The 21,220-nt window shown below is 34.9% G+C and carries 20 protein-coding genes; 10 read left to right on the forward strand and 10 right to left on the reverse strand.

Translation table 11 applies throughout. The annotated features are described in order from the left end of the window. The first annotated feature begins 30 nt into the window (after window positions 1–30). From obgE to eno, 4 genes are all read left to right on the forward strand, one after another. Window positions 31–1,029 carry a GTPase ObgE gene (obgE, locus tag WH188_RS02490; protein WP_021192292.1) on the forward strand — a complete coding sequence of 333 codons (999 nt, stop codon included), beginning with the start codon at window positions 31–33 and terminating at the stop codon, window positions 1,027–1,029. Window positions 1,030–1,142: 113 nt separating this feature from the next. Next, window positions 1,143–1,475, forward strand: coding sequence for a TM2 domain-containing protein (locus WH188_RS02495; protein WP_168125859.1), 333 nt, complete (start codon window positions 1,143–1,145; stop codon window positions 1,473–1,475). A gap of 280 nt (window positions 1,476–1,755) precedes the next feature. Next, on the forward strand, window positions 1,756–2,856 hold the full coding sequence (gene carA, locus WH188_RS02500; RefSeq protein ID WP_132772874.1) for a glutamine-hydrolyzing carbamoyl-phosphate synthase small subunit: 1,101 nt from the start codon (window positions 1,756–1,758) through the stop codon (window positions 2,854–2,856). A 211-nt stretch (window positions 2,857–3,067) separates the two neighbouring features. Then, complete coding sequence (eno, locus tag WH188_RS02505) at window positions 3,068–4,363, forward strand: phosphopyruvate hydratase (protein WP_021192290.1); 1,296 nt, start codon at window positions 3,068–3,070, stop codon at window positions 4,361–4,363. A 110-nt stretch (window positions 4,364–4,473) separates the two neighbouring features. Here the strand turns inward: eno and WH188_RS02510 are convergent, their stop codons facing one another. Then, on the reverse strand, window positions 4,474–5,352 hold the full coding sequence (locus WH188_RS02510; protein WP_132772872.1) for a DUF72 domain-containing protein: 879 nt from the start codon (window positions 5,350–5,352) through the stop codon (window positions 4,474–4,476). A 176-nt stretch (window positions 5,353–5,528) separates the two neighbouring features. Next, the gene (locus tag WH188_RS02515; RefSeq protein WP_021192287.1) at window positions 5,529–6,164 is read right to left on the reverse strand and encodes a YceH family protein; all 636 of its coding nucleotides are present in this window, start codon (window positions 6,162–6,164) and stop codon (window positions 5,529–5,531) included. 128 nt (window positions 6,165–6,292) lie between these two features. Between WH188_RS02515 and WH188_RS02520 the strand changes: the two genes are divergently transcribed. The 3 genes from WH188_RS02520 to WH188_RS02530 all read left to right on the forward strand — a co-directional run bounded on the left by WH188_RS02520 (window position 6,293) and on the right by WH188_RS02530 (window position 9,363). After that, window positions 6,293–7,198, forward strand: a complete 906-nt coding sequence (locus WH188_RS02520; protein ID WP_237682695.1) for a histone deacetylase family protein — start codon at window positions 6,293–6,295, stop codon at window positions 7,196–7,198. Window positions 7,199–7,220: 22 nt separating this feature from the next. Next, window positions 7,221–8,276: a nucleoid-associated protein gene (locus WH188_RS02525; RefSeq protein ID WP_339423207.1), complete on the forward strand. Its 1,056-nt coding sequence runs from the start codon at window positions 7,221–7,223 to the stop codon at window positions 8,274–8,276. Between the two features lie 121 nt (window positions 8,277–8,397). Continuing rightward, complete coding sequence (locus WH188_RS02530) at window positions 8,398–9,363, forward strand: DUF3810 domain-containing protein (protein ID WP_339423523.1); 966 nt, start codon at window positions 8,398–8,400, stop codon at window positions 9,361–9,363. Between the two features lie 42 nt (window positions 9,364–9,405). Here the strand turns inward: WH188_RS02530 and WH188_RS02535 are convergent, their stop codons facing one another. After that, window positions 9,406–10,044: a hypothetical protein gene (locus WH188_RS02535; RefSeq protein WP_021192283.1), complete on the reverse strand. Its 639-nt coding sequence runs from the start codon at window positions 10,042–10,044 to the stop codon at window positions 9,406–9,408. Window positions 10,045–10,109: 65 nt separating this feature from the next. Beyond that, the gene (gene lpxB / locus WH188_RS02540) at window positions 10,110–11,219 is read right to left on the reverse strand and encodes a lipid-A-disaccharide synthase (RefSeq protein ID WP_339423208.1); all 1,110 of its coding nucleotides are present in this window, start codon (window positions 11,217–11,219) and stop codon (window positions 10,110–10,112) included. A 313-nt stretch (window positions 11,220–11,532) separates the two neighbouring features. On the opposite strand from lpxB, the gene WH188_RS02545 reads away from it, so the two are divergent. After that, complete coding sequence (locus WH188_RS02545; RefSeq protein ID WP_132772861.1) at window positions 11,533–11,838, forward strand: FtsB family cell division protein; 306 nt, start codon at window positions 11,533–11,535, stop codon at window positions 11,836–11,838. 84 nt (window positions 11,839–11,922) lie between these two features. Here WH188_RS02545 and WH188_RS02550 read toward each other — a convergent pair whose 3' ends face one another. The 4 genes from WH188_RS02550 to WH188_RS02565 form a co-directional block, all read right to left on the reverse strand. Further along, on the reverse strand, window positions 11,923–13,410 hold the full coding sequence (locus WH188_RS02550) for an amino acid permease (RefSeq protein WP_132772859.1): 1,488 nt from the start codon (window positions 13,408–13,410) through the stop codon (window positions 11,923–11,925). Between the two features lie 360 nt (window positions 13,411–13,770). After that, window positions 13,771–14,475, reverse strand: coding sequence for a hypothetical protein (locus WH188_RS02555; protein ID WP_021192278.1), 705 nt, complete (start codon window positions 14,473–14,475; stop codon window positions 13,771–13,773). A 111-nt stretch (window positions 14,476–14,586) separates the two neighbouring features. After that, the gene (locus WH188_RS02560; RefSeq protein WP_339423209.1) at window positions 14,587–16,536 is read right to left on the reverse strand and encodes a M1 family metallopeptidase; all 1,950 of its coding nucleotides are present in this window, start codon (window positions 16,534–16,536) and stop codon (window positions 14,587–14,589) included. Window positions 16,537–16,623: 87 nt separating this feature from the next. After that, window positions 16,624–16,971, reverse strand: a complete 348-nt coding sequence (locus WH188_RS02565; RefSeq protein ID WP_021192277.1) for an ArsC family reductase — start codon at window positions 16,969–16,971, stop codon at window positions 16,624–16,626. A 226-nt stretch (window positions 16,972–17,197) separates the two neighbouring features. Between WH188_RS02565 and fbaA the strand changes: the two genes are divergently transcribed. Further along, window positions 17,198–18,277 carry a class II fructose-bisphosphate aldolase gene (gene fbaA, locus WH188_RS02570; protein ID WP_021192276.1) on the forward strand — a complete coding sequence of 360 codons (1,080 nt, stop codon included), beginning with the start codon at window positions 17,198–17,200 and terminating at the stop codon, window positions 18,275–18,277. 178 nt (window positions 18,278–18,455) lie between these two features. Then, entirely contained in the window at window positions 18,456–19,130 is a 675-nt protein-coding gene (locus tag WH188_RS02575; protein WP_132772856.1) for a head GIN domain-containing protein, read from the forward strand. A gap of 56 nt (window positions 19,131–19,186) precedes the next feature. Here WH188_RS02575 and WH188_RS02580 read toward each other — a convergent pair whose 3' ends face one another. Together WH188_RS02580 and rimK are read right to left on the reverse strand one after the other, a co-directional pair. Next, window positions 19,187–20,050 (reverse strand): fumarylacetoacetate hydrolase family protein, encoded by an 864-nt coding sequence (locus WH188_RS02580; protein WP_132772855.1) that lies wholly within the window; start codon window positions 20,048–20,050, stop codon window positions 19,187–19,189. Window positions 20,051–20,233: 183 nt separating this feature from the next. Next, window positions 20,234–21,166: a 30S ribosomal protein S6--L-glutamate ligase gene (gene rimK, locus WH188_RS02585; protein ID WP_021192273.1), complete on the reverse strand. Its 933-nt coding sequence runs from the start codon at window positions 21,164–21,166 to the stop codon at window positions 20,234–20,236. Window positions 21,167–21,220: the final 54 nt, after the last annotated feature.

Consider the following 21,220-nt stretch of genomic DNA (forward strand, 5'->3'; position numbering starts at 1 on the left):
ACGTTTTAATAACAAATATATTTTATTTCTATGGCGCAAGGTTCTAATTTTGTCGATTATGTGAAGGTGTGTTGTCGATCGGGACACGGAGGATCAGGCTCAGCGCACTTACATCGAGATAAAACAACCATGAAGGGTGGACCCGATGGAGGTGATGGTGGTCGTGGAGGTCATATTATCCTTAAAGGGAATACACAATTATGGACTTTATTGCACCTAAAATATAGGAAGCATATCATTGCTTCCAGTGGTGAATCAGGTAGTTCTGCTACAAGTACGGGTGCCTCAGGGAAGGATGAAATTTTAGAGGTTCCTGTAGGGACAGTGGCTAAAGATGCTGAAACGGGAGAGGTTTTATTTGAAATCACCGAGGATGGAGAGACACAAATTTTAACTCCTGGTGGTAAAGGTGGATTAGGTAACTGGCACTTTAAATCTTCAACTCAGCAGACGCCACGTTTTGCACAACCGGGTTTGCCTGGACAAGAGCGTTGGATTATTCTAGAGTTGAAAGTATTAGCTGACGTAGGATTGGTTGGTTTTCCAAATGCGGGAAAATCTACACTATTATCTGTTGTTTCAGCGGCGAAACCTGAAATTGCGAACTATCCTTTTACTACCTTAGTTCCTAATCTTGGTATCGTGAGTTATCGTGATGGGAAATCTTTTGTAATGGCAGATATTCCTGGTATTATTGAGGGTGCCTCTAAAGGTAAGGGTTTAGGATATCGATTCTTAAGACACATTGAACGAAATTCTGTGTTGCTGTTTATGGTGCCCGCAGATACTGAGCGCACGATAAAGCAGGAATATGATATTTTATTAAATGAGCTTTCAGTTTATAATCCAGAACTTCGTGATAAACCAAAATTATTGGCAATTACTAAGGCTGATATGTTGGATGATGAATTGGAGAGAGAAATGGAAAAAGAAGTTCCGGAAGGATTACCGTATATCTTTATATCATCTGTTGCAGGAAAAAATATTTTGCAATTGAAGGATATGATCTGGAAAGCAATTAATATGTAATTGATTGTTTTTTGGTAGAAAAAGCGATTACATACGATGTAATCGCTTTTTTTATTTTTTAGCTCCTGTATTGAACGGTAGTTTGTAACTTTAGTGTTTAAACTAATTAAATTATGAATCAAGCGGCACAAAAATATTGTGTAGAATGCGGAGCTATTATTAATGCAAAGGCAGAAATATGTCCATCATGTGGTGTTCGTCAACCGATGTATTATACCCAGCAATCAAATAATCAAAATAGAGATGAGAGGTGGTTAGCCTGTTTATTACTTTGTATTTTTTTAGGACCGTTTGGTGTTCACCGTTTTTATGTAGGTAAGATCGGTACTGGGATTATTCAATTATTGACCTTTGGCGGATGTGGTATCTGGTATATTATTGATCTTGTTATGATTGTCATTGGGAATTTTCGCGATGCATCGGGCAATGTAATTGAAAGTAATTAATAAACACTTCATTATCTTATTAAGATTGGTGATTTTAACGTTATATTTTTGGAATATCACAATATTATAAAAAAAGTCTTTTTACTTTGATGATTTTGTTATACCTTTGTCTCCTGTGAAAATTGAAGTAAATGCTTTCGCAAATGTTGTAAAAAACGATAATTTCGTTATCGTTGAATCAATTGTTAATTGATTATTTAGCCCATTTAGGGCTTTTTTTATACACCAAAACTTCGATAAAGCAAGGAATTAGGAAAAACAATTTTATATTTAATAAATAATGACCAACTACAGCAAATTGCCTGCAATTTTAGTTTTAGAAGACGGAACGGTTTATCACGGAAAAGCAGCGGGAAAAATTGGAACGACTACTGGCGAAATTTGTTTCAATACCGGAACTACAGGTTACCAAGAGATTTTTACCGATCCCTCATATTTCGGACAAATTATGGTAACAACCAATGCCCATATTGGTAACTATGGAATTGATGAAGATGATACTGAATCTGGTAAGATTCAAATCGCAGGATTAGTTTGTAAAAATTATAATATTAACTATAGTCGTAAAATGGCCGACGAATCTATTCAGAGCTATTTTGAAGAGGGAAATTTAGTTGGTATTTCAGATATTGATACGCGATCTTTGGTGCGTCATATCCGTAATAAAGGTGCAATGAATGCTATTATTTCATCTGAAAACTTAGATGTTGAAGCATTAAAAGCTACTTTAGCTACTGTTCCTTCCATGGATGGACTTGAATTATCATCTCAGGTTTCTACAACAGAACCTTATTTTTATGGTAATGAAGATGCTCCTGTACGTGTGGCAGTATTAGATTTAGGTATTAAAAAGAATATTCTTCGCAATTTCTCTCAAAGAGAAGTGTATGCAAAAGTATTCCCTGCTAAAACTACTTTTGCAGAAATGCAAGAATGGAATCCTGCAGGATATTTCATCTCTAATGGTCCTGGTGATCCATCAGCGATGAGTTACGCAATTCAAACGGTAAAAGATATCTTAGCGGCAGACCAACCGATGTTTGGAATCTGTCTTGGACACCAGATATTGGCTTTGGCAAATGATATCCGTACGAAAAAAATGCACAACGGTCACCGTGGTATCAACCATCCGGTTAAGAATATTATTGCTAACCGTTGTGAGATTACCTCACAGAATCATGGCTTTGGTGTTGTTGCAGAAGATATTGAACAGTCAGATAAAGTTGAAGTTACGCACATCAATTTAAATGACCAATCGATTGAAGGTATCCGTGTAATTGGAAAAAATGCGTTCTCGGTACAATATCATCCAGAGTCGTCACCTGGTCCACATGATTCACGTTATTTATTTGATGATTTCATTGAGTTAATTAAAAAATAATCGATTAGTATAAAGATAGGGGTTAGCAATTTGCTAACCTCTTTTTTTGCACTTTATATATTCATTCTTGCCATAAAATTGTGGTTTACGTTTTTTAATAAGCTCAATTTTATTTATATTTGATTATTAAATCAGAATATAATTTTTTAGTGTAAAAATTACACTAAGTATTGTATAAAATACTATATAAAAAGTTTAAACCAATATTACAATGAGTTTAATTATTGATGTACATGCGCGTCAGATTTTGGATTCGCGCGGAAATCCTACTATCGAAGTAGATGTAACGACACAAAATGGTTTCGTTGGACGTGCTGCAGTGCCTTCTGGTGCTTCTACAGGTGTTCACGAAGCAGTAGAGTTGCGTGATGGTGATAAATCAAAATACTTAGGTAAAGGTGTTTTGAAAGCAGTAGAAAATGTAAACACTAAAATTGCTGAGGCTTTAGCAGGTGTTGATGTTTTTGAGCAAAATGCAATCGACAAAATCATGATTGATTTGGACGGTACTGAAAATAAAGGAAACTTAGGCGCTAATGCTATTTTAGGTGTTTCTTTAGCTGTTGCAAAAGCTGCTGCCCAAGAGTCTCGTCAACCATTATACCGTTATATTGGTGGTGTTAATGCTAATACATTACCTATTCCGATGATGAACATCATTAATGGTGGTTCTCACTCTGATGCTCCTATTGCTTTCCAAGAATTTATGATTATGCCAGTAGGCGCTCCTTCATTCTCTGAAGCTTTACGTTGGGGAACGGAAGTATTCCATAACTTGAAAAAGATTTTGCATGACCGCGGTCTATCTACTGCAGTAGGTGATGAAGGTGGCTTTGCTCCAACTTTTGATGGTACTGAAGATGCTATTGAAACTGTATTAAAAGCAATTGAAGCAGCTGGTTACAAACCAGGTTCTGATATTTGTCTAGCTTTAGATTGTGCTGCTTCAGAATTTTATGTAAACGGTAAATACGATTATACTAAATTTGAAGGTGATAAAGGTGCTATCCGTACTTCCGAAGAACAAGTTGCTTATTTAGCAGAATTGACTGAAAAATATCCAATTATATCTATCGAAGATGGTATGCAGGAAGATGATTGGTCAGGTTGGAAATTGTTAACAGAAAAAATTGGCGCTACTATTCAATTGGTTGGTGATGATTTATTTGTTACAAATACAAAACGATTGCAACAAGGTGTGGATACAGATACTGCAAATTCAATCTTAGTAAAAGTTAATCAAATTGGTTCTTTAACTGAAACAATTAATGCTGTTACTTTGGCACAGAATTCAAACTACACTTCGGTTATGTCTCACCGTTCTGGTGAAACTGAAGATTCAACAATCGCTGATTTAGCTGTTGCTTTGAACTGTGGTCAAATTAAAACTGGGTCGGCTTCACGTTCTGATCGTATGGCTAAATACAATCAATTGTTACGCATTGAAGAAGAATTAGGTGCAAATGCTCGTTTTATTGGAAAGAACTTCCGTTTTGCGAAAAAATAATTTGCAATAAATATCAAAAAGAGGCATCCTTTATTTAAGGATGCCTCTTTTTTTACATGATATTCTAAGCTAGAGTTACAATTTATATCATGCACTGCTAAGTGATAATTTTAAAATAATTTATCACTACCTGGGATATGTAAATCAAGTTTTAATTCCTTATTCAGCTTTTTGATGAAATAACTTGCTAAAAGTGGTGATTCCAGTTCGATGTTTTGATGAATGAAAAAATATAGTTTCTGTAGACCTGCTTCCCGCCATTGTTTAATGACCATAACCCAGTCGTCCAATCTGGTGTAATCAGATGGATCATTGGCTCCGACATAGCGAATGAATGCCGATGGAGTAGTTAAATGCATATGTAAGAGGTCGCGTCTTCCTGCTGTGTCAACTAAGATATTTGTAATGTCAAATTGCTCAAGTAACTTGTAAAATGCAGTTGCTGTTTCAGCTTTGGAAAACCATTCCTGATTACGAACTTCTACTGCAAGTGGTAGTCCTTTCGGAAATTTAGAGATAAACTCACGGAGGCGTTCCATATCTTTTGGTTTATAGTTATCATGCATTTGTAAGAAGATCATTCCTAACTTTTCTTCAAAGAGAGCGATATTATCTGTAAATTCCTTTACTTTTTCATCAGTGTTTAATAGACGGCTATAATGACTTATTGATTGCGGTATTTTAGGGAAAAATTTAAAGTCTGTGGGAGTCTTTTTTTTCCAAGTCTCAACTTGCTCTTTTGATGGTGCATTATAAAAGGTTGCATTGAGTTCAATACTGTTAAACTGGCTACTGTAGTAGGGAAGTTCATCTTTCGTTCCTTTCGGATAAAAGCCCTTTAAGTCCGATTTATTCCACTTAGCACATCCGACATAGATGGCAAATGCTTCCTTGTTTTTATTCTTTTTTAATAATTTTAGCGTATCCGGGGAAGTAGGGGGTAACGTAAAATCTATTTCTTGTGGATTTGATACCTGTCCAAATTTCATGTTGTTCCGTTTTATATTGTTTATAAAAAGTAAAGCGAAGCTGCGGATTTAAATAATGTAAACCGATTTTATTTTTATCTAAAATCACATGATCTTTTTTGAAGTTGAGCTTACCATTGTGCGCTCGCGATTCTTAATAAATCACATTGAAAGAAGGATAAAATAAGCAGTCTATTTTAATGCAGTTCATCCCAAAGTTCTTGAAATTGTTGTTTCAATTGTGCTAATTCTTGTTCTAATGTTTCAATTCTTTTATGAAGGAGTACCGTATTTTCGGAAGGGGGATGTATTTGCTCAAATTGTTCCAAATCGATATCACCGAGTAAATGTATATATCGCACTTCCTTATGTCCTGGTTGTTTTTCTAATGCTTTTACAAATCCTTCAGATGCTAATTTTTCAAGATGTTCTGTAATGTCTTCCAAGGCTTCAAAATCATACAGACGACCTGAATTTGAATTTATTTCTCCGGCTGTTAATGGTCCGCGAAGTAGTAGAAGACAGATGATTGCTAGTTCTGATGGAACTAATGGAAATTGTATGGCAAAATTATGTTTATACTTTGTCACACGGCTACCTCCACCTACAACATGCGCGATAAGACCCTTTTTTTTCAGTATGGCTAAGGTATTGATAATGGTCTCATCGGAATATTGTACCACAGGTCTTCGAGCCGTTTTTTGGTTGCAGGCACTTTGGAGACCGTTCAGTGACATCGGGTAATATTCTGGGGTGACCTTTGACTTCTCGATTAAAGAGCCTAATACACGTTGCTCTTCGGCTGATAATTGTGGTTTGGTGCTAAGTTCCATAAATTTAATTAGTTGAAATCAAATATGCTATTTTTTAGAGGGGGAAACAATTATTTTTAAATATTATCCACAATAAAAACCATTAAATATCCTTTTTATTATCTTAGTGAAGTTTTAAATATACAGCTTTGTTAAAGATCGCGTACCATCCCGAATATATTCATCCTGTACGTGCAGGCCATCGATTTCCGATGGAAAAATATGAATTGATTCCATTACAGCTATTGCACGAAGGGGTAGTGAAAGCGGAAAATTTTTTTGAACCTCTACTTGTGTCATTTGAAATTGCTTGTTTAGCGCATGACCCCGGCTATGTGCAGGCTTTATTTGATCTGACATTAGATCCTAAGATGGTTCGGAGAATTGGTTTTCCTTTAACAAGGAGTCTAGTTGATCGTGAACGTTATCTGGTAGATGGTACGATAAAGTCCGCACTATATGCGCAACAAAATGGTATTTCGTTTAATATTGCAGGTGGAACGCATCACGCGGGTTATGATTTTGGAGAAGGCTTTTGTTTATTGAATGATCAAGCTGTGGCCGCTCGTTATTTGCTTAAAAATAAGCTGGCAAAAAAAATTTTAATCATCGACCTCGATGTGCATCAGGGCAACGGAACCGCTCATATATTTCAAGACGACCGAGATGTTTTTACTTTTTCGATTCACGGGGATAAAAATTTTCCATTTATCAAAGAAAGTTCTGATTTGGATCTTCCTGTTTCGGATGGTATAACTGATGATGTATATTTGCAGTTGCTTAGCAAGCATCTGCCGAATCTCTTTAACAAAGTCAAACCAGATTTTGTTTTTTACCAGGCCGGAGTTGATATTCTGGCGACAGATAAATTGGGGAAATTGAAACTTTCTCCAGCAGGCTGTCGATTAAGAGATGAGTTTGTTCTGTTAAATTGTTTGCAATATCAGGTTCCAGTTCAAGTTTGTATGGGGGGAGGCTATTCTTTGCATATCAAAGATATTGTTAATGCACATTGCGAAACATTTAAAATCGCTGTCGATTTATATAATTTTTAAAAATAAGATTTAAATAGGAAATATGTTTTTTCATCAAGATGCTACTTTCGATCAACTTTCTATCCATCGTGTAGGCAACAAGTCACAAGAGGAATTTTATATATTATCAGAGCAACCAGTTCCACTTGAGAATGACGATGTACTCCCCCCTCTGCTCATGCAATATTTTATGAGTCCTTTTGCAAAGGTAAATGAAGTTTATCGCTTATTTCATCCCAACGGAGAGCTGGCGTTAAATGAAATTTTTCATTTTACAAAGCAATTCTTTAATGAGCAATTAGCTTTTCATGACTATTCTCAGCAGATAGCAAAACACTTATATGAAGTTTGTATGCACCCGAAGATCAAACCTGGTGAGGTGTATGTGGTTTCATTGAAAAATGTACAGATTGAGGGGGATAATTATGATGCTGTCGGAATTTTTAAGTCAGAAAATAAGGAAACTTATCTAAAAGTATATCCGAATCAAGGTGGTTTTCAATTGGATTATGAGGAAGAAGCAATTAATATTAATAAGTTGGATAAGGGTGTGATCATAGTTAATGTAGAAGAAGAGGAAGGTTATAAGGTGCTGGTTGTCGATCAAACGAATAAAACCGAGGCAGTTTATTGGAAAGATGATTTTCTAAAGATAAAAATTCGTAATGATGATTTTAATCAGACGGGTAACTATTTGAAAGTTTATAAAAACTTTGTAAATGAGAAATTGGATGATATGTTTGAGTTAGAAAAGGCTGATAAGATTGATCTGCTCAATAAATCATTGAATTACTTTAAAGAAAAAGAGACTTTTGATCAAGAGGAATTTGAGGAGGAAGTAATTGGTAATCCTATTGCAGCAACAATGTTTAATGACTTCCGATCTGGATTTGAAGATGAATTTGATTCTCCTTTTCAAAGCAGTTTTGATATCGCCGACAAAGCGGTTAAAAAAATGGAAGCATCTTATAAGACCGTATTAAAGCTGGATAAAAATTTTCATATTTATTTACATGGTAAAAGAGAATATATTGAAAAGGGATTTGATGAAGATAAGGGGATGAATTATTATAAGCTATATTTTGAAAATGAGAGCTAATATCTAAACAATGTTTATGCTAAAGAAACCACTTATCTGTTTTGCAATACTGTGTTTTATTACTGCAATAATCACTATTCTGGAAGGAAATACTTTTTTTGTTGAGCACTATTATTCAAGAATGTGGTATCCTTCTTTTTCATATTTACCACAAGTTTTTTTTGGTTATTTACCTTTTAGTATTGGGGACTTATTTTACTTTTTTGCTGTTTGTTGTCTTTTACTATTAATCGTTAATGTTGTTAAGTACTTATTTAAAAAGAGATATGCTTATGCAGGTAGATTCCTAGTATATCTTATTAACGTAATTTTGGGCTTATACTTGTTTTTTTACATAAGCTGGGGGATGAACTATTACCGGATACCCATTGTACAAAATATAGGTTTAAGCACAGATAGTCTAAAGTTAGCTGATTATCTTGTTGTTCTGGAAACATGTCTCGATTCGACAAATGTTTTGCGGTCGCAAATAAATCCAAAGCAATGGGAGCATCAGGATGAAAAGATAAAAAGAGAGATGATAGCATTAGTACAGTCGGATACGACTTTTCAATCTTTTCTTTCAACGACTTTAGTCGGTGCAAAGGGTCCCCTTAATAGTCATTGGGTCTCCTATTTTGGTGTGTCAGGATATTTTAATCCTTTTACACATGAAGCACATGTGAATACAGCAATGCCTGTTTTTTCTAGTCCTTTTACGTATGTTCATGAATTGGCTCATCAACAGGGGGTTGGTTTTGAAGACGAAGCAAATTTTATCGCCTATGTGCGATTGAAAAATCATCCAGAGCTTTTTTACCGCTATTCCAGCTATTTACAAACAACATCATATATGCTACAGGAGCTTAGGGGAATAGATTTGGAATTGTTTGCTACTTATAAAAAACGGCTTTCCCAACTTGTAGTAGCTGATCTGAAGGAGGAAGCTATTTTTTGGAGCAATTATACTGGCTGGACTAATAAAGTCTTTGGTATCTTCTATAATGGCTATTTGAAGCATAATAATCAAAAGGAGGGTATGGCCCGCTATGATAGAATGACTAGACTTGTGGTCGCTTATGAATTAAAGCTTAAAGGATGCCTTTAAAATGATATTAAATAAGAAAAAGCGAGCATTGCTCGCTTTTTCTTATTTAATCGTTATAATCTCAGTCTTGCCATCTGTTCCCGGGCTACCGGAATAGATCTGACCTTGAGGAAGTCCTCTCAAGCCAGCTGGAGCTTGTCTCACGCGATCATAAATAGATCTTAAATCGCTGGTTGCATTGACATTTTTACCACCACCTTCATTTGCAATCTGCAAATAATTAGGTTGTTTTTTATTTTCTCTTTGCGGTACAATGCTATTTTCTGAAAGTGTTAATTTAACATTTCCACCATTACCATTTGGAAATGTTTTTGTTCCATTAAAGGCATTATCTCCTTTCGCTATAATATACAGCGACCCTAATTTTTGAATATTAGCTTGAATATCAAAATTGGAACCGTTATTTTTTCCATCTGTCCCTGAAATAGAAGCATTATTACCTATAATGGCGTGACCAACATTTAAAATGACATTTTTGTTTGCGTAAAACATCAAAGAAGCTTTATCGCCCATTATCAACGTGTCAATATGCAAATTAATCGTCGAGTCTGAGGATTTGGTATTGTAGACTTTTTTAGCCTTTTTCCCAATTTCTAATTTGCTGATGTGCTCAACATTACTTTGTGCATATGACTGAAATCCCAAAAAAGCAAGGGCAAAAATTGTAATTATTTTTTTCATGGCTATTTGTTTTTTATGTTAAACAACATCTGTTTGACGAATAGCGTTTTTGAAGGTTTAATGCGCTACTTCAAATACTGAACAATTAATTTAGCGGTTTTGTTTGATGCTCCTGGTTCTCCTAGTTTTTGGGCCAATGTTTCATAATTTTCCATTACACTTGCCCGGTATTCTGCTTTATTGATCAATTGATCTAACTCTTGTGCAATATCGTAAGTGGTACAATCGTCTTGAATCAATTCTCTTACAGACAAGAAGTCATTAATTAAATTGACCAGCGAAATGAATTTTACTTTAATGACCTGTTTAGCAATCCATATAGATAGTGCATTGGCTTTATAAACAACGACTTGAGGTACTTTAAGAATTCCAGTCTCTAATGTTGCTGTCCCACTTGTTACGACTGCTGCTTCGGCATGTTTTAATAAATCGTAAGTAGTATTAAATACAATCGGTATATTTTGATCACCAATGTATTGCTGGTAGTATGATTTATCAAAATTTGGTGCTCCTGCAATTACAAATTGATGCATTGGAAAGAGGTAGGTTAAATTTGCCATAACCGGTAATAACTTTTCTATTTCCATTTTACGGCTACCAGGCAGCAATGCGATGATTGGCCGTTCGCTGAGCTGTTGTTCAGTAATGAAATTAGGATTGAATTTATAAGATGAAATGGCATCTAGTAATGGATTTCCAACATAGTCAACGGGCATTTTCCATTTTTTATAAAAATCGACTTCAAAGGGAAGGATACAGAACATGTGATCGACGACACGTTTAATTTTAATCACACGTTTTTGGTTCCATGCCCATACTTTTGGAGAAATATAGTAACATGTTTTTATACCTTTTTTCTTGGCAAAATCTGCGATTTTTAAGTTAAAGCCAGGGAAATCAATTAAAATGACACAATCAGGCTTTTCTTTAATAATATCTTCTTTTACCTTTTTTAAATTTTTTGAAATGGTACTTAAGTTTTTTAATACTTCGACAAAGCCCATAAAGGCCATTTCCGAAGTGTGTATTAAGGCTTTTTGATTTGCAGACTCTTCCATTTGTGTGCCGCCTACGATTTTGAAGGTAGCGTTTGGATCTTCGACTTTTAATGCGTTGATCAAGTTTGCACCATGTAAATCTCCGGAAGATTCGCCTGCTATAAGATAATATTTCATTTGCTCGATTCTATTCAATAATAGGGTTAAACTTAGATAATTTTGCTTAGATCCGCAATATTATTGCGCTTATATAAAAATAATGATATTGGATTTATCGTTTTATGGATAAAGTATGGGTGATTCATTTTTTGATGATGAGTGCGCATTTCTAATGAAGAAAAGTTACAGGTTCCTTTTATAATAGATGATTATCACGCAGTTTTTCCATAATTAATGTGTACATAATTAGACTTTAGCTAATTTTCAGATAAATGTTTTTATATTTAATTGAGATTTAGCATGTATAGATCTTAAATATTACTTTTGTACTATGGATAGATTTTTAGCACTTATTCGAAACAAATATTTTTTAGCTGGTATAGCTTTTACTGTTTGGATGTGTTTTTTTGATCGTAATGATTTTGCGACACAATATAGTTACCAGCATCAAAAAAGTAATTTGGAGAGAGAGAAAGCGTTTTACGAGAAAGAAAATGAGAGTATTATAGAAACCATAACAGACATCCGCTCTGATCAACGTGAAGTGCAAAGGATAGCTCGTGAAAAATATAAAATGAAGAAAGAAAATGAGGATGTTTATATTGTAACCGAGGTAGAACCAAAAGAAGAAAATTAAATCCAAGTTTCCTTTCTTTAGGATATTGAATTATTAGAATAACATAAAAAAGGCTGTTTCGAGATCGAAACAGCCTTTTTTATGTTATTCTTCTGTCTTATGCTCTGCGGCATATTCTTTTCTAATTTTCGAATGTTTTTTGCTATAAACAAAGTAGATTATTACACCGATCAACATCCAGATGCCTAATCGTTCCCAAGATTCAATAGGTAATGATGCCATCATTAATACACAGACTAAAATACCGAGTATTGGAATAAGCGGTACAAATGGTGTTTTAAATGGACGTTCCAGGTTTGGTTCTGTTTTGCGTAATACAAGTATCCCTATGCACACTAATGTAAATGCAAATAAGGTACCAATACTGACCATGTGGCCTAAATCAGATACGGGCACAAATCCGGCAAAAATACTTACAAATACCATGAAAATTAAATTTGTTTTCCAAGGAGTCTGTCTTTTTGATAGATCTGAAAATATTCGAGGTAATAGACCATCTTTACTCATTGAATAAAATACACGGCTTTGTCCTAAAAGCATGACCAAAATTACAGATGTATATCCAGCGATAATCGTTACGATTAAAGCTGTGTTTAAGAAGGTATAACCTGTTTTTGCAAATGCTGTGGCAACAGGTTTGGCGTCACCTTTAAACTCAGTGTAAGGTGCCAATCCAGTCAATACATATGAAAACAATACATATAGTAAGGTACAGATGATCAAAGAACCAATAATACCGATTGGCATTCCTTTTTTAGGGTTTTTAGCTTCTTGCGCAGCAGTACTAACGGCATCAAAACCGATAAAAGCAAAAAATACAACTCCAGCCGCTCTCAGGATACCGCTAAAACCAAAATGACCAAAATCATCGCTTCCCAGAAAACTCCAGAAACTTAACTGGCCACTTTTCACCATTTCTTCTCCATGATTGACAGGTATAAAAGGTGTGTGATTCGCTGGATCTATGAATCCCCAACCCAATACAATGAAAATTAGAACTACAGCAACTTTTAGAATAACTAAAATGTTATTTACAAAAGAAGATTCTTCTGTACCGCGCATTAAAAGTAGTGATAGTAAACAAACAATGATAATTGCAGGAACATTGACAATACCACCTTCCCAAGGACCATGTAGAAATTGAGTTGGAATTTCGACGCCTAATGTTAAGAGAAGTTGATTGAAGTATTGGGACCAACTAACAGATACAGTAGCTGCTGCCAAAGCATATTCTAAGACTAGATCCCATCCAATTATCCACGCCATAAATTCACCCATCGTAGCATATGAATAGGTATAAGCAGATCCAGCAACCGGGATCATCGATGCAAATTCTGCATAACATAAACCTGCAAAACCACAGCCTACAGCCGCAATAATAAAAGAGAGTACTACAGCGGGACCAGCATGGTCGGCCGCCGCTATACCTGTCAGTGAAAATAAGCCTGCACCTATAATGGCACCTACTCCTAATGCAATAAGTCCAGAACTGGAGAGTGTACGTTTTAATGTACCTTGGCCATTTAGCTCTGCTTCTGCGATTAATTTGCTAATCGATTTTTTAAAAAGCATAAATATATTTTAAGTGGGTTGTTTTTTAATGTTTATTGATTGTCTTTTCAAAGTCAAATATAGTTTTTTATATGAAAAAAGAGGAAGTTTTTTTTGTTTCTGTTCTTGATATAATGATAATTAATGTTTATAAAGCTGTTGTAAAGTATTTTTACATAGCCTAACTTATTTAAACTTGTTCAAAATAAAAGAAAGAAATTTTTAATAAAGTATGGGGAGTTTGAACACAGAATGGTAAAGAATCTGCGCGTTAATGATTCAATGTTCGTATAAAGGCTTTAAAAATAAAAAAGCTTTAAACCTTATATGTGAAATATTTTGGTTTAAAGCTTTTTTGAACTTATAATAAAGTTGAATTTACTATTTTCCTTTTTTCGTGTTGTATTTTTTGTAGGCATCTATAATATACAGCTTAACATCTTCTGCTGAGGCTTGCTCAATGAATTTGTAAGTCGGTCTGTATTGCTCTTTGAAAAGTGCCAAATCTGGATTTTTTAGAGGCGTTACGGATTGGATTAAGTCATCTGTGAATTTACGATCGATAGCTCTTTTATGTTGCTCCTCTACTAAAAGTTTGTAGTTTTGACGTGCTCTTTTTCCTTCTTTACTAAATAGTCGAGAAGGAGAGAGACGGATACCGCCACGTTGTTGACCAACATCAGAGTATTTTCCCGCGATTTTTGTTGCATTGATTTCTGCAATTAATCTACTATCTGTCATTCTTTCAATATAGACTTCATTTAGTTCAATTACTGAATTTAATCTATTTAGATAGACTCTTTTAACACCATAATCATAGACAAAAACAGTATCTTTTTCATATCCGGTAGCCTCTATCGCTAAATAATCATTCAATTGAGCATCAATGATAAAATTGCCCTCTTGATCTGTTTGCACAATTTTATTTGTACGGGTATTTTTGATAGAAACTCCTTCAATTTTTTGACTACTGACCAATTCCATGGCAATTCCTTTTATTTTTTCCTGCGCTTTGAGATTGCTGAAGATACTGGTAATTCCCAGAAGTGTCAATATGCTTAGACTATGTATGAATGCTGTTTTCATTTTTCCTTTTTATATAACCAAAAATACATAAATATAAGTAGTAATGTATTTAAAAGAAATTATTTTAATAAAAAAATCTCATATATGATTGTATATGAGATTTTCTGTTTTTTATTTTGCTGTCCAGATATTGTTTTCCGGAACATGGTCTGGAAAAACTTTATCAGGATCTAATTGAACTGATATTAAAGGTTCTTTTGAATCTATTTTGAAGTCAAAAGATTGGTTTCTTTCCCAAACTTCTACAGGTAATTTTTTTCGAATTTTCTTTCCTGATACTGTTGTGGCTTCAACTACTACAGGCATAGGAAGTTTTTCTAAATTTTGAACCGTAATAACGGAACCTAATTTAGGGTCATTTTTTATGTATGTTACTTTATTGATTGCCTGATCAAGACGCCAGTTGTTTAGAAACCAACCGCGCCAAAACCAATTTAAGTTTTCCCCTGTCCCATTTTCCATTGAACGGAAAAAATCTTCTGGTGTCGGATGTTTATAGGCCCAATCAGAAATGTATTTTTTGAATGCATAATCAAAACGTTCTGCGCCAATAATTTCATTTCTTAATAATTTGAGACCATAAGCAGGTTTATAGTAAAGCAATATACCAATATTGCGTTCATCCATGCTTTGCGGTGTATTCATTATCGCTTCTAAGCGAGGATCTGTAAATCGGACTGCTTGACTGTTTGGATCCCCAACTTGTTTAAAATATTCACCGTTATTGAAACTTTCGGTTGCAATTTCATTTATGAAAGAGTTGAATCCTTCATCCATCCAGCCAAATTCTCTTTCGTTGCTGGATACGATCATTGGAAACCAGTTATGGCCAAATTCATGATTTGTTACTCCCCATAAGGATCCAGCACGTGCTTTATTGCCACAAAAAGATAATGCAGGGTATTCCATACCTCCAACATTGGAAGCTACGTTGACAGCTACAGGATAGGGATAATCAAACCATTTGTTGGAGTAATGTTCAATGGCCGCTTTGGTATACTCGGTAGAACGTTCCCAGGCATTATTACCATTACTTTCTTCTGGGTAAGCAGAAATAGCAAGTGATTTTTTTCCATTGACCAAATTAATTCTCGCTGCATCCAATATAAAAGAAGAGGAAGAAGCCCATGCAATATCTTGCGCATTATTTAAAATGTATTTCCACGTTAGGCTTTTCTTATTTGGTCTTGAGTTTGCTTGAGCGACCTCTTTTGCAGAACGTATGATGACTGTCTGGTCACTATTTTTGGCATTTTCATAGCGTTTAAACTGTTCTGCCGTAAATACTTCTTGTGGGTTCTGAAGTTCTCCCCCCAAAACTACAATGTGATTCGCGGGAGCCGTTATCTGTACCTGATAATTACCAAATTCACGATAAAATTCGCCAGGCCCCGTATAAGGTATTGTATTCCATCCTCGAATGTTGTCGTAAACGCATACTCTAGGGAACCATTGTGCGATGGCAAAAACATTACCTTTGGCGGCTTTTAGTATTCCCGTTCTATCGGCACCATACTCTGGTATTGTGTATGAATATTGTATCTTAAATCCTGTTTTACCACCTTTTGCTGCTAAGGCTTGAGTTAGCCTAATTTGCATGCGGGTATCGGTGATGATATAATCAACCGGTTTACCAGTTAGATCGGTGACAGAAGATATCGTATAGCCACCATCAAAACTCGCGTTAGCATCACCATATCTACTTTTTGTTAATGGAGATATGGCTTGACCTCGACCTTCTTTGGAGAACATATTTTGGTCTAACTGAAGCCATACATAGTCCAGCTGATCTGGACTATTATTGCTATAATTTATTTCAACATTTCCAGCAATTGTATTTTTTCGATCGTCTAATGTTGCTGTAATTTTATAGTCAGCATTGTTTTGCCAGTAAGCTGGTCCTGGTTTTCCACTTGCTGAGCGAAATTCATCACCATTATTATTAAAAAATAAAGGAGCAAATGCTTCAGTATAACTATAATTGCTTTTTTGTTGAGCAAAACTTGGAGTTGATAATGATAAGGACAGAATACTTATTGACAATAAGGGTAATCTTTTCATACTTAATTGTAGGGATTGTTCTGCCTAAATATAGTATGAAAAGATGTATTGTTAAATTTTTTCGAAGAAATAGTCGGATTGTAACGATTATTTTAGAGAGGAAGCGTATTCTAGTTCATCGAAACCGAGCAAAATTTGCTTTCCTCCTTCAATTACAGGTCTTTTAATCATACTTGTGTTTTTGATCAAAACTTGGTTAGCGGTGTGTGCGTCTGTAACGGTCGCTTGTTCTTCTACATCAAGTTTTTTCCATGTGGTTCCTTTTTTATTCAGCAGTTTTTCCCAACTGATTTCTTTTTCCCATTCCTCAAGTTTATTTTCAGAGATCCCTTCCTTTTTATAATCGTGAAATGTATAAGGCAATTGGTGTTCTTCTAACCAATTGATCGCTTTTTTCACTGTGTTGCAGTTTTTAATTCCGTATACGTGTAACATGTTTGTTCTATATTTTAATTCAAACTTAGAGAAATTGTAATTGATATCCAATAACGTATAGGTGAATATTAAATTATAGATGCTATTGGGTAAACTTATTTATTCAGTGAGCATGGATCATTGTGTTAGTGTAATAAGTACACTTTATAAATTATGTAGAACAATATTTTTTTTTTAACTTAGTCCATAAATAGTGAGATTATAAATAACAAAAGCAAATTATAATATGAGCCTAAAAGATTTTAAAGGTGTATTGACGGGAGATCAAGTACAAGAATTGTTTGAATTAGCAAAAACGCACAAATTCGCATTACCAGCTGTTAACGTAACTGGTACAAACTCGATTAATGCTGTAATGGAAACTGCAAAAGCGGTTAACTCACCAGTGATTATTCAATTGTCAAATGGTGGAGCACAATTTTATGCTGGTAAAACGTTAAATAATGATGGATTAAAGGCATGTATTCTAGGTGCTGTAGCTGCTGCTCAACACGTTCATTTATTAGCAGAGCACTATGGTGTTGCAGTTATTTTGCATACAGACCATGCTGCTAAGAAATTATTACCTTGGATCGACGGTTTATTAGATGCTGGTGAGAAGTTTTTCGCACAACATGGTAAACCATTATTCTCTTCTCATATGTTAGATTTGTCTGAAGAGCCAATTGAAGAAAATATTGAGATTTCGGCAAAATACTTAGCACGTATGAAGCCGCTTGGAATGACTGTTGAAATCGAATTGGGTGTAACAGGTGGTGAAGAAGATGGTGTAGATAATTCTGATGTTGATAGTTCGAAATTATATACACAACCAGAAGAGGTAGCTTATGCTTATGAAGAATTATCAAAGGTGTCTGATAAATTTACTGTAGCAGCAGCTTTTGGTAATGTACACGGTGTATATAAGCCAGGAAATGTAAAATTACAACCTGTTATTTTACATAACTCACAAGAATTCATTCGCGAGAAATTTAATTTAACTGCTGATAAACCTGTTAATTTTGTTTTCCACGGTGGTTCGGGCTCAACTCCTGAGGAGATTGCAGAAGCAATTTCATATGGTGCAATCAAAATGAACATCGATACAGATATGCAATGGGCTATGTGGGATGGTGTTCGCGAGTATGAAGCTAAAAACCATGATTATTTACAAGGTCAAATCGGTAATCCTGAAGGAGCTGATTCTCCAAATAAAAAATACTACGATCCCCGCGTTTGGTTACGTAAGGGAGAAGAAGCTTTCGTTACACGTTTGAAACAAGCTTTCCAAGAATTGAATGCAATTGATGTTAATAGCAAGTTATAATATCGATTGAGTCTACATTTAAGTAGTACTAAAAAGCGTATGAGGTAATTTCACTTCGTACGCTTTTTTGTTGGGGCTGTGTTTTTTATTTATTTTTGTTAAAATCTGCTAAATTTTATCTTAAAGTCAGGAATGGTGCATATTTTGCAGGATAGTTATACGAATAGAATATATTGATATGAAAAAATTAGGATTAGGTGCTATTTTATTTTTTATTGCGCAATTAGGAATTGCTCAGACAAAGCAGAACGTGGGTACGTTTAATTCGGTAGATGTTACAGATAAAATTCAGGTTGAATTAATTCATGGCAATTCCAATGAGGTTGTGACTGAAGGGGCTAATTCTGAGAATATCCAAGTTATCAACAAAAACGGTGCATTACGTATTAAAATGAATACTTTAAATGCTCTTCAAGGAAATAATATCAGTGTTAAGGTATACTATCAATCTTTGAATAGTTTATCTGCCAAAAAAGGAGCGAAGATCGTTAATAGAGAAAAAGAGAAAATAGTAGCCGATCAATTAAATGTTTCCGCGGCAGAGGGTGGTTTAGTGGTTGTTTATGTGGAGGCTAAAAAGGTAGATGTTAAGCCTACTTCAGGTTCTACAATTTCACTTATTGGAAAAAGTATCACACAAGATGTTGTGTCTAATTTTGGCGGTAAATATGAAGGTAAAGAATTGATAACAGATGTAACCAATGTTACGGTCAATGGCGGTGGTCAAGCAGAGGTATATGCAAAAGATTCTATTGTCGCTAAAACGCGTGCGGGTGGCGTTATTGAAGTTTATGGCAAACCTGCACATAAATCTGAGAAGAAATTGGCTGGTGGAATAATTAATTATAAATAATCTACTAGAGTAAATTAAAAAAGCACTTAATTTTTTAAGTGCTTTTTTTAATGATTTTAACTGGATTCTTTCTGGAAGTTAATCAGTGTGTTCTTAGCAACACCTAAACCTTCTATTCCATATTCAATTTCATCACCCTCTACTAAAAATCGTTGCGGTACATGTCCTATACCTGTGCCAGCAGGTGAGCCGGTTGAAATAATATCTCCGGGGAATAATCCAAAGAAATCCGAAATATAGGAAATTAATTCTTTAACAGGAGTAATGAAATTTTTTGTATTTCCTTCCTGCATTAATTTACCGTTGAGTTTTAACCAAATTCTTAAATTCCCATCGTCTTCAATTTCGTCTTTTGTTACAAAATAGGGGCCTAAAGGAGCAAAAGTATTATAGCCCTTTCCTTTATCCCAGGTACCACCTCTATGTTTCATAAAATGACGCTCTGTTACATCATTCATCATGACATATCCAGCGATATAATCTGTTGATTCCGCTGTCGAAATATGTGTACCCTTTTTTCCGATCACAACAGCAAGTTCTGTCTCCCAGTCTGTATGGTATGAGTTTTTTGGAATTATAATGTTATCAAAGGGGCCATTTAATGCTGAAATAGCTTTTAAAAATAATATGGGCTCTTGTTCTTGAGCTAATCCAGTTTCTTTTGCATGGTCAGAATAATTAAGTCCTACGCATACAATTTTAGTTGGATTTGCAAGTGGTGTTCCGATACGACTTTCGGAAGGAATTGGCTTTAAGCTTGTACGGTTATTTATCACAAACTCTTCTAATCTTTCGAGCCCACCATTAGCGAGAAATTTATTGTCATAATCTTCTCCAAAATCGGAAGTGTCATAGTGAACTTCATTGATTAAAATTCCTGTTTTTTCTTCATTTAGTGGTCCGTAGCGAAATAACTTCATAGCATCTTAAAATATAATCGGCAAATGTAACCGTATAATCCTATTTATTCGTTTTAGTATTGTCAAAATCTGGTAATGAAATTAGGGGCTTTTCTATCATTGTATTCTAAACAGATGATTTTTCATATCATTATATGAAGTTCGAAAACAAAAAAGGTTCCTTTTTTAGAGGAACCTTCATTTTTATAAATCGCTTTGCTTTTTTTTCTTTTTACGAATCTCTGGTTTGGCAGCTTTCTTTAATTCAAACTGTTTTTCGAGATACATGATAATTTCTCCAGCAATATCTTTTTTTGTTGCTTTTTCTATTCCTTCTAATCCAGGAGATGAGTTTACTTCCAGTACAAGAGGGCCTCTGTCTGATGGCATCATATCAACACCACAAACTGTTAACCCCATGGAAGCCGCAGCTGCAATAGCAGTCTCACGTTCATTTTTTGTAAGTCTGATAATTTCTGCTGTTCCCCCACGGTGGATGTTAGATCTAAACTCTCCTTCTTTGGCTGTTCTTTTCATTGCACCGACCACTTTTCCTCCAACAACAAATGCACGAATATCTGTACCTTTCGCTTCTTTGATATATTCTTGTATTAAGATATTATTTCCTAATCCATAGAAAGCCTCTATAACTGAGGAGGCCGCTTTCTTCGTTTCAGCTAATACTACACCAATTCCTTGTGTTCCTTCGAGTAATTTAATAACTAAAGGTGCACCACCGACCATACTAATCAGGTCGTCAACATCAGATGCAGTACGGGCAAATCCAGTAATGGGAAGACCGATTCCTGCACCAGATAAAATTTGCATACAACGAAGTTTGTCTCGTGATCGTGTTATTGCTTGACTTGGATTGGCGGAAATTACGTCCATTACCTCAAATTGCCTCACAATGGCCGAACCATAGAAAGTAACCGAAGCACCAATTCGAGGAATTATTGCATCAATATCTGAAATATCTTGACCTTTATAGTGGATGCTAGGTTTGCCTTGTTGAATTCCTACATAGCATTTGCTATGATCGATGACAACGCATTCATGTCCACGTTTTTCTGCAGCTTCTACTAATCGACGTGTCGAGTATAAGCTTTTAACTGTTGATAATACAGCGATTTTCACTTTGCTATGATTAGAATGATTTAATTGTAATGTTGGTTCATAAACAATTGTCTA

Source organism: Sphingobacterium sp. MYb388 (assembly GCF_037479535.1).
Lineage (GTDB): Bacteria > Bacteroidota > Bacteroidia > Sphingobacteriales > Sphingobacteriaceae > Sphingobacterium > Sphingobacterium anhuiense.